Source organism: Ruegeria sp. HKCCSP346, assembly GCF_017872595.1.
Taxonomy (GTDB): domain Bacteria; phylum Pseudomonadota; class Alphaproteobacteria; order Rhodobacterales; family Rhodobacteraceae; genus Ruegeria.
In genome coordinates, this window is record NZ_JAEDOT010000010.1 from 25,980 (window position 1) to 40,027 (window position 14,048).

A 14,048-nucleotide genomic window follows, 5' to 3' on the forward strand; every position below is an offset into this window, starting at 1 on the left:
TGGTCCCTGTTACTGTGCCCGTTGGGGCAGATCGTCCGTGATGTCGTAATAGTCGCCCTTGTCAGCCACAAAGATGTGCCTCGAGAGCTTTTGGCCCGTGGGCGCATCGAACGCGCCCATGGCAATCGAAATCGTGTCCTCTTCGGTATGTTGCCAGAAGAGGAATGAACCGCATTTGCTGCAAAACCCGCGCCGTGCGATGTCTGATGCACGGAACCACTTCAGCGTGTCGCGGGCCGAGAAACTCAGGTTGTCCTGATGGGTCGTGGTCGAGGCCCAGACGTGGCCGGATTGCTTTCGACACTGCCCGCAATGGCAGGCTGAAGGCGGAGAAAGGTCTCCGTCGATGGTGAAAGCAACTGAACCGCAAAGGCAGGACCCTCTGTACATAAGATTACCCCCTTGCCGCAGGCGCGGTGCTGGTTCCCAACAACACGCCGTAGATTATGAAACAGGCCGCCATCACCCGGCGCACCCAGATGTTGAATACTGCGCCTAGTGCCGCCTTGCCCATCAAAGCGCCCAAAACGGTAAAACCGGTATAGCTGAGCGTTGTGATTAATAGTGCGGTTGGCATAATCACGACCATCTGCTGCCAGATCGGCACGTCCGGCTGCACGAATTGCGAAAACGCGGCCAGATAGCCCGCGACGCTTTTTGGGTTGATCGTGGCCACTGCCAGCGCGTGCAGATAAACGTGCCGGGCCGGGCGTTCCGAGACCGGAGCGGGCTTGCCGGCATTCATCCATCCCCGCAGGCCCAACCAGATCAGAAAGCCCGCACCGACCAACTTGGCCACGAAAAACCCGGTCGGAGAAGCCGCAATCAGGGCTGTGACGCCCAGCGCGGATAGGATCAAAAACATGCTGGCCTGCGTCAGTATGGCCAATACACCCATCATGGCCTTTGGAAACGGCAGGCTCATCCCGTTCGAGATGCAGTTGACCGCGTTAGGCCCCGGTGTGGTGACGAATACCACCCAGAACAGCGCGAAAATGGACCACGCCTCGAATGACATCAGTACACCGGCGGAGCAATGACCCAGATGGCCACTGCAGGCTCTTCATAGGGGTTGGCCCATTGATAAGGTTCATGTTTGATCCGAAAACTGTCGCCCGGCCCCACCAGGAATTCACGCGACCCGATCGTCAGATTCAATCGACCTGAAATCATATAGCCCACTTCCTGAGTCGGGCGGTTGGCCGGTGTCTGCATCCGTGAATTTGGCTCGAAAGTGGAATGCACCATTTCGAAATCATCAGTCAGATCCGGCGACAGCAACTCTTCGATCAGCCCTTCTTCGCCCGACCCCATCGGGCGACGCGACCCGGCGCGCACAACGTAGCCCAATTCGTTCGCAGGGGCGGCTGAATGCGCAAACAGCATCGACATTGGCACGCCGAGGCATTCGGCAATCTGGCGCAGGTCCGAGATTGAAGGCTCGGACAAATCGCGCTCGACCTGGCTCAACCAACCGACAGAGCGATCCAGCCGAGTTGCGATCTCGGTCAGGGTCAACCCTCGGGCCTTGCGCAAGGCCCTCAGGTCAGCACCAAGGGTCGCGCTTTGGGGGGCTTGGCTGTTCACAGGCCGCTCCGAATCTTGTGAAATTCTTCCTTCGTTTTTCACGATGAAGCAAGCCGGTGAAATTTCCAAGCGTTTTTTCACGCCCGGTTTCATTTGGGTGTCGATCATCATCGTGTGCGAAAGACAGAATTGAGGAGCAGAAGGCGCACAGGCCCCTGAAACACCAGAAAAACCGCAGGGGCGCAGCAGCCGGATTTCAGTGTTTGCCGTACAAGGGCTTCATTTCAAAAAACAGCACATATCGTTGCCCCGTCGTGCTGCGGCGACATGCGAAACCCTTCGCGACAGAAACAGATCTGGAAAAACCTGGATCGTGCAAAGCCCGCCCGGCCTTAGAATTGAAGACCGGCAAAAACCTTCACTTCATCCAACACATGTTGAGGCCAACGACGGGTGAAACTGTCGGCGATCGTTTCGCGCTTTTCCGGCTCAAGCCCGGCAAGCAAGCTGGGAAAGCGGCGACGATTTCTGGGCAGCGTCCACATTTCGATACCATTTTCGAAACAGTAACGGGCAAAACGCACATCGACGAACTTCTCGCTGCCTTCCATGTATTCCAGTGTCGGGAACAGCGACCCGGACACCATGACGGTTCCGGTTCCCAGCTGGTGCACCCTGGTCGAGTAGGTCAGCCGTTGGTTCATACGCAACAACGTGCGCTGCCGTATCGACTTGGGCGTCGGGTTTGTGAACGTCGTGGCATGATAGCCGAAGACACGCTTTTCCAGTCCGACGCCCCGCGCCCGGCGTATGGTCTGACGGACATAGTTGTCCGCATATTCGATATCATCGTCGACCAGAAAAACGGTATCTGCCGGATCCGGTTGGAAAATGAACTTGCCGACATCCTTGTAATCCCGGTCGGGGATCACGGCGGTGACGTTGTCGAACTCACCCAGAAAATCGGGAACTTCCTGATATTCGTTCAGGCAGATGAAAACTCTGTCGACCTGATGCGCGATGCTTGCCACTGAATGGGGCAATACGCCGATGCGATCCGGGAATGTCGCCATATGGGCGCGTCTGATCCCTTTTCGAGGCGCTTCATCTGCGACCGTCGGATTGATGTCAGACTCTTGCATCCCTGAGAAACACCCCAAAACGAAACTTCGCTATGGATTCTGATAGGAGATCGCTTCGAAGCCTGCAAGATGAAGTCAGCCGGGCCCTTCATTCGCCCGGGAATCCCTTGGGTTGATGCACATCCGCAACGACCGCAGCGGTCAGTGCCCGGCAAACACTGCGGTCAAAATGCCTTCCAGATTTTGCGCATCCTGTTGCGTGAAAGCATCCGGCTGGTCGCTGTCAATGTCAAAAACGGCGATGACTTGTCCCGACGAATCCCGCACGGGCAGAACCAGTTCGGACCGGGTTGAGCTGGCGCAGGCGATGTGACCCGGAAACGCATCGACATCCGGCACCAGTTGCGTTTCGCCCGTTCTTGCGGCGGCACCGCAGACGCCCCGTTCGAACGGGATGACCAAACAACCATGCCCACCCTGATAAGGGCCGATCTTCAGAACGCCCGGTTCGGTGACACGATAAAACCCGGTCCAGTCAAACCGATCGTCGGAATGGTGAACCTCGCAGGCGACAGTCGCCATAAGAGCAACCTGGTCCGTTTCGCCTTCGGTCAGGGCCGCGATGGTTTTGGCAAGCGTTTCATAATCGGCAGTCATTGATTGCAACCCCTTCGGATGGTCGGGGGCACGGCCCCCGAACCCCCGGAGTATTTGGAAAAAGATGAAGGGTCAAACGCGTTCGATGGCAATGGCCGTGCCTTCCCCCCCGCCAATGCAGATCGCCGCGACGCCCCGTTTGAGGTTACGTTTTTCCAGCGCATTCAACAACGTAACGATGATGCGGGCACCCGAGGCACCGATGGGATGGCCTAGGGCGCAGGCACCGCCATTCACATTCACCTTGTCTCGTGGCAAGCCCATTTCGTGCATGAAAGCCATCGGCACAACCGCGAAGGCCTCGTTCACTTCCCACAGGTCGACGTCATCCTTGCTCCAGCCAATGCGTGACAAGAGCTTCTGCGCCGCCGGAACCGGAGCCGTCGTGAAAAGGCCGGGGGCCTGAGCATGACTCGCATGCCCCAAAATCCGGGCCCGAACCGTCATGCCCCGCGCTTCGGCGGTTTCTGCCGACGCAAGAACCAGCGCCGCCGCGCCGTCCGAAATCGAAGACGAGTTGGCGGCCGTCACCGTACCGTCCTTGCGGAACGCAGGCTTCAGCGTCGGGATCTTCTCGGGGCGGGCGGATTTTGGCTGCTCATCTGTCTCCAGCAGAATTTCACCTTTGCGCGTCCGGACGGTAACGGGTGTGATTTCCTGATCGAATGCGCCATTTTCCTGCGCAGACAGCGCGTTGGACAAAGATTGCAGCGCGTATTCATCCTGTGCTTCACGGGTGAACTGATACGCCTCGGCACAGTCTTCGGCGAAAGTCCCCATCAGGCGGCCTTTGTCATAGGCATCTTCAAGGCCGTCGAGGAACATGTGATCAACCACCTGACCGTGGCCAATGCGGGCACCGCCGCGCATCTTGGGAAGAAGATAGGGCGCGTTGGTCATGCTTTCCATGCCGCCCGCAACCATCGTATCTGCATGACCCAATGCAATTTGGTCGAAGGACATCATAGCGGCCTTCATCCCCGAACCGCACATTTTGTTCAGCGTCGTGGCGGGTACCTCTTCGCCCAATCCCGCCGCGAATCCGGCCTGCCGCGCAGGTGCCTGGCCCTGCCCCGCCGGCAAAACGCAGCCCATCAGCACTTCGTCGACCGTCTGCACCCCTGCCTGCTGCAAAGCCGCGCGGATTGCTTCGCCCCCGAGGTCAGCCGCAGCAACACCGTCAAACATGCCCTGAAACCCGCCCATCGGTGTACGGGCGGCCCCTGCTATAACAACGTCTCTCATCCGGGTTTTCCTCCTGCTTTCGGGCTCTTGAATACCGAATGGTAAGAATTGCCGTCTAGCGTATTTCTACGACTCAATTTCAGTTTGGAAGGCGGCAGGATCATGGGGTTGACCAGCAAGACAACCGGCGAAACTCAGATCATCACCGTTCATGCCGACCGGATCGATGCTGCAATGGCCATTCAGTTCAAGGAAGACATGCGCACCAATACCGAGGACAGCGCTCATCGCGTTGTGCTGGATCTGTCCGATGTCGAGTTCATTGACTCCAGCGGTCTGGGTGCAATCGTTGCTTCAATGAAACAGCTGGGAAAAGACCGGAGGCTTGATCTGGCCGGGTTGCAGCCAGTGGTCGAAAAAGTCTTTCGCCTGACACGCATGGATACGGTTTTCAGACTTTTTGAAACTCTGGATGACGCGTTGTCAGAGACAGACGCCTGACGGCAGCAGGGGATAGATGGCGTGGAGCCGATTGAAAACAAGACCTGCCTGGAATTGACCTTCCCTGCGACGGAATCAGAGGCCAGCGAGGGCATTGCAAAGCTTAGTGTCGGTCTGGCGGAACGGGGATTGCCCCCGCATAAAGCCGGCGATGTGAAGATTGCTTTGGCTGAAGCCATCAACAACGTCGTGGAACACGCTTACAATGGCATCGCCGCGGCCAAGGTTCAGGTCACCTGCCGGCTGGACAGGGATCTTCTGGACATCTTGATCTCGGATACGGGGCGCCCGCTGCCTGGATACCGACTTCCGGATGGCACCCCTGCTCCGATGGGAACGGATCTACAGGACCTCCCCGAAGGTGGGTTCGGCTGGTTCCTGATCCATCGCCTCACCAGTGATATCCGGTACGAGCGGCGCGGTGGATGCAATCGTCTGTCCCTGCGGTTTGATTTTGAACCCAACGGGTGATCGACCACAATTGGTCACAATAAGGTCATTTTCGAAACATTGTCGCGCCGCAAACAACCACCATACAGTGACTCGTAGCTCAGATAGCTTCCCTCGGCGCCACATATCACAGCCCCCACCCAGTGAATGGCGCCGAGGAACTTCCCATCCTGAAATCGCTGGACAATCGCTGATCAGTGAATAGCTTTCTCTTGTTCTAACGAGAGAGAATTCGCCATGCGTGATCTGCATAATCCGGGCCGATCCGAAGTTTTTGCCACGCAAGGCATGTGCGCGACGTCGCATCCGCTGGCGGCCAAAGTGGCCATCGATATCTTGGGCCAGGGCGGCAACGCGATGGATGCCGCGATTGCCGGGGCTGTTCTTTTGGGGATTTGCGAACCACAGATGACCGGATTGGGCGGCGATTGCTTCGTTCTGTTCAATCGTGCCGGCGAAAGCAGGATACGCGCGCTCAACGGATCGGGCCGCGCACCGGCTGCCGCGCAGTCCCAGATGTTGCGCAATCAGGGCCTGTCATCCGTACCTTTGGGCGTGCCGGATGCCGTGACCATTCCCGGAGCCGTCGATGCCTTTTGCCACCTGGCCCAGACCGAGGGTCGCCTGGGGTTGGGCGCGATTTTGAAACCGGCGATTCATTATGCTGAAGCGGGTGTTCCGGTGGCTCCTCGGGTCGCTTTCGATTGGAAATCAGGTGCCGCAACACTTCAGGGCGCCGCCCGCGACCACTATCTGATTGACGGGCAAGCCCCGTCGATCGGGCAGGTTTTCCGTGCGCCGGGACAGGCGAAGGTATTGCGCCAGATCGCGGCCCACGGGCGCGACGCGTTCTATTCAGGTGAAATCGCCGATGATATGATCACCGCGCTTTCGGAAAGGGGTGGTGTCCATTCCGCTGAGGATTTTCATCACACAAGATGTACTGAAACGCAGCCGATACATGGGGCCTACAAAGGTGTGGATCTGGTGGAACATCCGCCGAACGGCCAGGGCGCAACCGCGATTTTGCTACTGAATATCCTCAAGCATTTTGACATGGCCTCGATGGATCCATTCGGAGCGGAGCGTATTCATATCGAAGCCGAGGCCACCAAACTGGCCTATGACGCTCGAAACCGGTTCATCGCGGATCCCGACCACATGGCAAGAGTAGAGCGCTTTCTGGATCCGGATATCGCTGCCAGACTGGCTGTTTTGATCGACCCCCAAAAGGCGATGCCTGCTGCGGCGCCTCTGACCGAAGCGGTTCACAAGGACACGGTTTACATCACCGTCGTCGACCGCGACCAAATGGCTGTTTCGTTGATCTATTCGATCTTTCACAGCTTTGGATCCGGTATCGCGTCGGGAAAATACGGCATATTGCTGCAAAACCGCGGGGCAGGATTCACATTGCAGCCCGGCCACCCCAACGAACTGGGCGGCGGCAAACGCCCGATGCACACGATCATTCCGGGAATGTTGGCGCAGAACGGTCGGGTCACGATGCCATTTGGTGTCATGGGCGGCGCCTATCAGCCAACCGGACACGCGCGCTTCGTGTCAAATCTTGTCGATTTCGGGCTTGGGTTGCAGGAAAGCATCGATGCGCCACGCGCCTTCTTTGACGGATCGGTTCTGAAACTGGAGCGTGGCTACAGCGACGAGACCGCGAAACAATTGTCCGATATCGGCCATAATATTGAGATGCCGGAAACACCACTTGGCGGAGCGCAAGCGATCCGAATCCGAAAAGACGGTGTTTTGGAGGGTGCCAGCGACCCACGCAAGGATGGCTGCGCCCTTGGATACTGATCTGCGGCAGACCTACGCCCGCCGGTTCGGCGCACTTAGTTCAGGTGGAAATGCAGGGGGTATGCACCATCTTCGAACGGTCCGAACATATTGGGAATATCCGGGTGCTCGACCGGTTCGCCTGAATAGTCTGCAACCAGATTTTGTTCTGAAACATAAGCAACATAGAAGGATTGGTCGTTCTCGGCCAGCAGATGGTAGAACGGTTGCTCTTTCCTTGGGCGGCTGTCTTCCGGAATGGCCTGATACCATTCTTCGGTATTCGAAAACTCGGGATCCACGTCAAAAATCACCCCTCGAAAAGGGTGTTTCTTGTGACGAACCACCTGGCCCAAGCCGTATTTTGCACGTGTCTTTAGCATTGTATCAGCCCCCAACGCTTTTTTTACCCGTTTCTGGGCGGAAAAGCCAATCATTGATGTGAAAATCAGGGAAACAGTCTGTGAACCTTATACTGACAGTGTTCGAAATCGTGGCGCCGGTTTTTCTATTGGCGGCTGTTGGTTTTACATGGGTTAAGCTGGATTTCGAATACCGCCTGCAATTCGTCACCCGCTTTGCAACGATGCTGGCAATGCCCAGTCTGATCTTTGTTGCCCTGATGCAAACCGAGATCCCGGGCAATGATCTGTCACGCTTCACAATGGCGACACTGGTCGCAAATCTGCTGCTGGCGGTGTTGTTCTGGCTGATCGTTCGAGGGCTGAGACTGGACCCGCGAACATACCTGTCGCCTTTGATCTTCGGCAATACCGGAAATCTGGGCCTGCCGCTGTGCATCTTTGCCTTTGGTCAGATTGGTCTGGGATATGCTGTTGTCTTTCTGTCAGTTACCGCATTGTTTTCTTTCACTTACGGGATTTATCTGGTCGCCGGGAAAGGGGCGTGGGGACAGGTTGCGCGCCAACCAATGGCCTGGGCGACGATCCTTGGCGCAGTGTTTTTGTGGCAAGGATGGCAGACGCCGACATTTCTGACCAACACGCTGGAGCTTTTGGGGCAAATGGCCGTCCCGCTGATGTTGGTCACGTTGGGTGTGGCAATCGCCCGCCTGACTTCGCACAGCCTGGGGCGGGCGCTGTGGCTGTCAGCGCTGAAACTGGCGGTGTGCTTTGCGCTGGGATGGGGAATCGGACGATGGTTTGATCTGGATACGATCGCATTTGGCGTTCTGGTTCTTCAAATCTGTACGCCGGTTGCCGTAACCTCTTACCTGTTGGCCGAACGGTTTGGGGCCGATTCCGACGCCGTCGCCGGCATGGTCATGGTGTCCACCGTGCTTTCCGTTGCGGCGTTACCGGCTATTCTGGCTATCATTTTATAGCGATTGTGATTTCCTAAGCGCTCAATCTGCGCTAGAATACACAAAAAAAGGCACGAGGCACATGAGCAGAATTCTTTTCGTACTCCTAGGGGTGCTGCTTCTGGCATCCTGTGGGGGCGGCTCTAAACAGCCGCCCAGCAGATTAAACGATGCGTGCAGTATTGCGCGTGAAAAACCCGACTATATCAAAGCCTTCAAGAACACCGAGCGCAAATGGGGCGTTCCGGTTCACGTTCAGATGGCGACCATCTATCAGGAAAGCCGGTACAGGCATGATGCGCGCACTCCGCATAGATATGTATTGGGCGTCATCCCAATGGGCCGTCAAAGCAGCGCTTACGGCTATGGTCAGGCACTGGACGGCACGTGGGAACAATATCAGCGCGAAACAGGAAAACGTCGGGCCAAGCGCGATCGCATTCGCGACGCCTCGGATTTTATCGGCTGGTACATGAACAAAAGCTACGAGCGTAACGGTATCCACCCGGCAGATACGCGCAATCAGTACCTGGCCTATCACGAAGGCCATACAGGCTACGCCCGTGGCAGCTACAACAGCAAATCCTGGTTGTTGAACGTTGCCAATGACGTGGACGCACGCGCACAACTATATCAGGCACAGTTGGCGAACTGCCGGTATTGATACGTACAAGCGGGTCAGCGATTGCCTGACCCGCTTCTCTTTTTGTCCGAGAACAGCTTCTGATCAAGGCGACCGCCTTCATTCAGGGCGCCCAGCAATACCGTCGTCTGGCTGCCCGCATTGTCGTGAATCACCCACTTGCGCAGCTCGACCGGATTGTCCGTGAACATCAGTTCGATCCGACCCGCTTCGGGGTTCTTGGGATCCTGCGCGGTGACGACGGTGGCCGTGCCGTCAAAGCTGTGACCTACAACCATATTTGCCTGGCTCAGGTTCACGTTTCGCGCCAGCACGATGGACAGTGGTGTGCGCTTAAGCGGGTATTGCTCGGGCGGCTGGTTCGATTTCGGATCAAAGATCTGAACACTACCGGATCTTGCCAGCACCACGGCACTGTTGGGCGGGTCATATTCAAACCGCATCTTGCCGGGGCGCTGCATCCACAGCTTGCCGGTGCTCAGCGAGCCATCGTCATTCACCTGGGTGAATGTTGTCTGAACCGTCTTCAACCCGTTCAGGTAATTGGAAATCTGCGAGAGCGGCAGCTTCTCCGCCGCCCATGCGGCGGGTGCGGCCAGTGTCAAAGCAAGGGCAAAAGCAATCTGTTTCATGCGGTACAGATAGGTCTTCTGCCCTTGTTATTAAATATCCTATTGCTCGGGGACGAGGATTTCGCGTTTCCCGACATGATTTGCTGACGAAACAACACCTTCGTCTTCCATTTGCTCAACAAGCCGTGCAGCTTTGTTGTAGCCGATGGCAAGTTTTCGCTGAATATACGAGGTCGAGCATTTGCGATCCTTGATCACGATTGCCACCGCCTGATCGTACAACGCGTCCTCTCCGTTCGTATTGCCGCCAGTGTTCAGGCCCAAAACGGCATCGATATTGTCAGCCTTTTCTTCGGCCGGACCGTCGACAACACCGCCAATGTAGTCCGGTGGACCAAACTGTTTCAGGTGGTTGACGACTTCCTCGACCTCTTCATCCGAGACAAAGGGCCCGTGGCAGCGGGTAATCTTGGCACCGCCAGCCATGTAAAGCATGTCGCCCTGCCCCAGCAGCTGTTCGGCCCCCATTTCACCCAGAATGGTGCGGCTGTCGACTTTCGACGTCACCTGGAAGGAAATCCGCGTTGGGAAGTTCGCCTTGATCGTACCGGTGATCACGTCGACCGAGGGGCGCTGTGTGGCCATGATCAGGTGAATGCCCGAGGCCCGCGCCATCTGTGCCAGACGCTGGATGCAGGCTTCGATTTCCTTTCCCGCCACCATCATCAGGTCGGCCATCTCATCGACGATGACAACGATATAGGGCATCGCTTCGGGCGCGAATTCTTCAGTCTCGAACGTTGGTTCACCGGTTTCATCGTCAAACCCGGTTTGCACCGTGCGGCTGAACATCTCGCCTTTTGCCAACGCATCCTTCACCCGGCCGTTATAGCCTGCGATGTTGCGGACGCCCATTTTGGACATCTTGCGATAGCGATCTTCCATCTCGCCCACGACCCATTTCAGGGCGACCACCGCCTTTTTCGGGTCGGTCACAACAGGCGACAGCAGATGCGGGATACCGTCGTAGACCGACAGTTCCAACATTTTCGGGTCGATCATGATCAGGCGGCATTCATCCGGTGTCAGCTTGTACAGCAGTGACAGGATCATCGTGTTGATCGCCACTGATTTACCCGAACCCGTGGTTCCCGCAATCAGCAAGTGCGGCATCTTCGCCAGGTTCGCCACGACGGACTCGCCGCCGATATCCTTGCCCAAGGCCAACGGCAGTGCCTGGTTGCCATCGCCGAAATCACGGCTGGCCAGGATTTCGCGCAGAACCACCATTTCGCGATTTTCGTTCGGTAGTTCGATACCGATAACCGAACGGCCCGGTAGGGTCGAAACCCGCGCCGACAGGGCCGACATCGAACGTGCGATGTCATCGGCCAGGCCGATCACGCGGCTTGCCTTCAGCCCCGGAGCGGGCTCCAGTTCGTACATGGTGACGACCGGGCCCGGGCGAACGCTGACGATCTCACCCTTCACGCCGTAATCATCCAGCACGTTTTCCAGCATCCGCGCGTTTTCTTCCAAGGCTTCATCGCTCAGATGGTGGCGCTGAATGCTGGCCGGATTCGACAAAAGGCCCAGAGGTGGCAGTTCGAAATCCGAGTGCCGCTCTTCAAAGGATAGTGCAGGCTGTGCCTCGGCCTGTGCGCGGCGAGACGGTTGCGGTGTACGGCGTACCGGTTGCGCGACCACGGGCTTGCGCGGTTCGGCTACCGGGATTTTCATCGCCGGGCGCGGTTGCAAAACAGCTTCTTCGACATCCTCGAATACCTCATCCTCCACATCCGGCTCGGGCGCATAGGGGGTCTGCATAGGCGCGGGCGCGTTTTCAACCGGCGTGGATTCTTGCCACTCTGGCTTATCACCCGCTGTTACGGGTGGCTCGGGCGGCAGTCCTGCTGCTGTCACCGGCGGTTCCGCCGGCAAGCCATCGGGCTGGCTTGTGTTCAGGATCAGCGGCCCCGGGCGGCGGCCACGGCCTTTGGTCAGCGGAAGGTTCGGGTCGGGTTCGGGCGTCAACTCACCTGTGGCCACTTTGCGATTGCGCACAGCAGCCGAGATTTTCGAACGGATGCGATCCTCGCCCGGCATTTCGTCGAAACCCGCGATTGGTTCCGGATCGACCAGCTCTGGCTCGGGCATGGGATCGGGGCGTCTGATAAGTGACGGCATGCGCGCCAACAGACCGGACTTGACCGGAGGTTCGGGACTTTCCAGTTCGGGTTCTTCAAAGATTGGATCGGCATAAGCCAGATCATCCTCGAACACGGCTTCGGCCGCTGCGGTTCGCGCAAGTTTGCGCTCTTCCCATTGCGCGCGGCGATCTCGTGCTGCCTGCGCAGCCGAGGCTGCACCACGGCCCATCAGGGTCATCAGCATGTCATATGCCATCACCAGACCCAGCAAGAAGGCGCGGAAACCCCGCTTGACATCGGTTTTGGTGAAACCCAGCACAAAAATACCCAGCGCAATCATCCCGACCGCCATGGCCAGCGACATCAGCTTCACCAGAAAATGCGACGAAATCGGCAACAGCGTCAGCAATGCGCCCATGACCGTATCGCCGAACAAACCGCCCAGACCATAGCTGTGGGTCGCGCGCCAGCCTGCATCAGGAACGAGGGTCGCGGCATACACCGAGACGACGGCGATCCAGATCGGCGCAAAAATCAGACGCGCAATGGCGCGATCTTCCCCGAAATGGCCCGCAAACCGAAAACCCCAACCAATCAGAACCATTGCGATGCCCCAGCTTCCCCAGCCGACGATCATGAACAAGGGTGCGGCGATCGAGGCCCCAATCCGCCCCATCCAGTTCTGCACCGGCGCGTCGGTGGACACCATCCAGTTCGGATCATCGGGCGTGTAGGACCAGATCATCGCGGCCGCAGCCAAACCCAGCAGGATCAGGGCGATGCCAATCAACTCCTTGCTGCGTCGCTCCAGGGCTGCCTGCGTTGTGCTGTCCAGCAATGGATCGCGGTTGCGCGCGTTATATGATGCCATTTTGCCCTCGTACCTCACGAATAGATGCAGTCGCGGAGTGTGATCAGACCACGCTGCAACTCTGTTTTTGGGGCCACCAATGCAGCCCGGATAAATCCTTCGCCCGGGTTCTTTCCCGGATCGCCTTGTGAAAGATATGCGCCCGGCAGGACCCGGACACCGGTTTCCTTCCAGACTTTCAATGCGGTGTCTTCACCATTCTCGACCGGCAGCCACAGAAAGAATCCGGCCTCGGGCGCCATATAGCCCTGCACGCCTGCGAATACCTCATCCGCAATGGCGTATTTTTCCTGATACAGCGCGCGGTTTTCGCGAACGTGTTCCTCATCCGCCCAAACCTTTGCTGCGGCGGCTTGCAAGGGCAGAGGCAGAGGCGACCCGGCATAGGTGCGCAGCTGCTTGACCTGTTTGATCGTCTTTGGACCACCGGCGATAAACCCCGACCGCATACCGGCCAGATTCGAACGTTTAGAAAGTGAGTTGAACAGCGTGATCCGTTCAGGATCAGCGCCCAGTTCCTGCGCGACAGTCAGAATACCTGTCGGGGCTTCGTCACGGTAAATCTCGGAATAACACTCATCCGCAAAAATACGGAAATCGTACTGCTCGGCCAGACGGATCAGGTCGGCCCAATACTCGCGCGAGGCAACGGCCCCCTGCGGATTGGCGGGTGAACAGATATAGGCCACGGCGGTGCGGTTCAGCACGTCCGCAGGCAGGCCGGCATAGTCCGGCAGATGGCCCGTCGCGGCGGTGGCGGGCACAAAATAAGGCTGCGCGCCCACCGACAGCGAGGCGACCATGTAGACCTGATAAAACGGGTTCGGGCACAGGATGATCGGCTGCTGACCGTTCTTCTGTTCCGGGCACAAAGCCATGGCCGCGTTGTATAGCCCCTCGCGCGTGCCGTTCAGCGCCATCACGTTGGCATCAGGGTCCATCTGAACCCCATATCGCCGTTTGATCCAATCCGTGATCGCCGTGCGCAGGTCATCCGACCCTTCGTTCGGGGGATACCCTTGGAACCCTGCGGCGTTTTCCAAGATGACATCCGTCACCCAAGCCGGAAAATCATGTGTCGGCGCACCAATGGTCATGTGAACGACATCACCGCCCGGCTGGTGGTGATCCAACAGGGCGCGCAGACGCGGGAATGCATAAGCCGGTAGGTTCGAAAACCGCTCGGGGAAATCCATAATACTGCCTCAATATCGGGGTCATTGGCGCCCCGTTTTTTTGGCAGATTACAGCCCGGGTCCCTCTTCGTCCAGACAAAGAGGTTCCGAATCAGG

The 14,048-nt window shown here is 57.7% G+C and carries 15 protein-coding genes; 5 read left to right on the forward strand and 10 right to left on the reverse strand.

Annotated elements, in window-relative coordinates; translation table 11 throughout:
* Positions 1-9 precede the first annotated feature (9 nt).
* From I9185_RS18775 to I9185_RS18800, 6 genes are all read right to left on the reverse strand, one after another.
* On the reverse strand, positions 10-390 hold the full coding sequence (locus tag I9185_RS18775) for a GFA family protein (RefSeq protein ID WP_171724927.1): 381 nt from the start codon (positions 388-390) through the stop codon (positions 10-12).
* A 4-nt stretch (positions 391-394) separates the two neighbouring features.
* Entirely contained in the window at positions 395-1,018 is a 624-nt protein-coding gene (locus I9185_RS18780) for a LysE family transporter (RefSeq protein WP_171724926.1), read from the reverse strand.
* Positions 1,018-1,587, reverse strand: coding sequence for an XRE family transcriptional regulator (locus tag I9185_RS18785; RefSeq protein ID WP_171331727.1), 570 nt, complete (start codon positions 1,585-1,587; stop codon positions 1,018-1,020). Before I9185_RS18785 ends, I9185_RS18780 begins: the two co-directional genes overlap by 1 nt.
* Before the next feature lie 332 nt (positions 1,588-1,919).
* The gene (locus tag I9185_RS18790) at positions 1,920-2,600 is read right to left on the reverse strand and encodes a hypothetical protein (RefSeq protein ID WP_210093817.1); all 681 of its coding nucleotides are present in this window, start codon (positions 2,598-2,600) and stop codon (positions 1,920-1,922) included.
* 210 nt (positions 2,601-2,810) lie between these two features.
* Complete coding sequence (locus I9185_RS18795; protein ID WP_171724925.1) at positions 2,811-3,266, reverse strand: GAF domain-containing protein; 456 nt, start codon at positions 3,264-3,266, stop codon at positions 2,811-2,813.
* Positions 3,267-3,338: 72 nt separating this feature from the next.
* Complete coding sequence (locus I9185_RS18800) at positions 3,339-4,511, reverse strand: acetyl-CoA C-acyltransferase (RefSeq protein ID WP_171724924.1); 1,173 nt, start codon at positions 4,509-4,511, stop codon at positions 3,339-3,341.
* 102 nt (positions 4,512-4,613) lie between these two features.
* On the opposite strand from I9185_RS18800, the gene I9185_RS18805 reads away from it, so the two are divergent.
* The 3 genes from I9185_RS18805 (at position 4,614) to ggt (ending at position 7,217) form a co-directional block, all read left to right on the forward strand.
* Positions 4,614-4,952, forward strand: coding sequence for an STAS domain-containing protein (locus tag I9185_RS18805; RefSeq protein ID WP_171637735.1), 339 nt, complete (start codon positions 4,614-4,616; stop codon positions 4,950-4,952).
* 21 nt (positions 4,953-4,973) lie between these two features.
* Positions 4,974-5,423: an ATP-binding protein gene (locus I9185_RS18810; protein WP_171637737.1), complete on the forward strand. Its 450-nt coding sequence runs from the start codon at positions 4,974-4,976 to the stop codon at positions 5,421-5,423.
* A gap of 216 nt (positions 5,424-5,639) precedes the next feature.
* Positions 5,640-7,217, forward strand: a complete 1,578-nt coding sequence (gene ggt / locus I9185_RS18815) for a gamma-glutamyltransferase (RefSeq protein ID WP_210093818.1) — start codon at positions 5,640-5,642, stop codon at positions 7,215-7,217.
* A 35-nt stretch (positions 7,218-7,252) separates the two neighbouring features.
* Here ggt and hspQ read toward each other — a convergent pair whose 3' ends face one another.
* Positions 7,253-7,579 (reverse strand): heat shock protein HspQ, encoded by a 327-nt coding sequence (gene hspQ / locus I9185_RS18820; protein ID WP_050604943.1) that lies wholly within the window; start codon positions 7,577-7,579, stop codon positions 7,253-7,255.
* Between the two features lie 80 nt (positions 7,580-7,659).
* On the opposite strand from hspQ, the gene I9185_RS18825 reads away from it, so the two are divergent.
* Complete coding sequence (locus I9185_RS18825) at positions 7,660-8,541, forward strand: AEC family transporter (RefSeq protein ID WP_210093819.1); 882 nt, start codon at positions 7,660-7,662, stop codon at positions 8,539-8,541.
* Between the two features lie 61 nt (positions 8,542-8,602).
* Positions 8,603-9,184 (forward strand): lytic transglycosylase, encoded by a 582-nt coding sequence (locus I9185_RS18830; protein ID WP_152459251.1) that lies wholly within the window; start codon positions 8,603-8,605, stop codon positions 9,182-9,184.
* Between the two features lie 14 nt (positions 9,185-9,198).
* Here I9185_RS18830 and I9185_RS18835 read toward each other — a convergent pair whose 3' ends face one another.
* The 3 genes from I9185_RS18835 to I9185_RS18845 are packed head-to-tail and all read right to left on the reverse strand — an operon-like array spanning position 9,199 to position 13,952.
* A complete protein-coding gene (locus I9185_RS18835; RefSeq protein WP_170345603.1) occupies positions 9,199-9,795 on the reverse strand; it encodes an outer membrane lipoprotein carrier protein LolA in 597 nt (198 codons plus the stop codon).
* Positions 9,796-9,834: 39 nt separating this feature from the next.
* Positions 9,835-12,756 (reverse strand): DNA translocase FtsK, encoded by a 2,922-nt coding sequence (locus I9185_RS18840; protein ID WP_210093820.1) that lies wholly within the window; start codon positions 12,754-12,756, stop codon positions 9,835-9,837.
* A gap of 14 nt (positions 12,757-12,770) precedes the next feature.
* The gene (locus tag I9185_RS18845; protein WP_210093821.1) at positions 12,771-13,952 is read right to left on the reverse strand and encodes an aminotransferase class I/II-fold pyridoxal phosphate-dependent enzyme; all 1,182 of its coding nucleotides are present in this window, start codon (positions 13,950-13,952) and stop codon (positions 12,771-12,773) included.
* Positions 13,953-14,048: the final 96 nt, after the last annotated feature.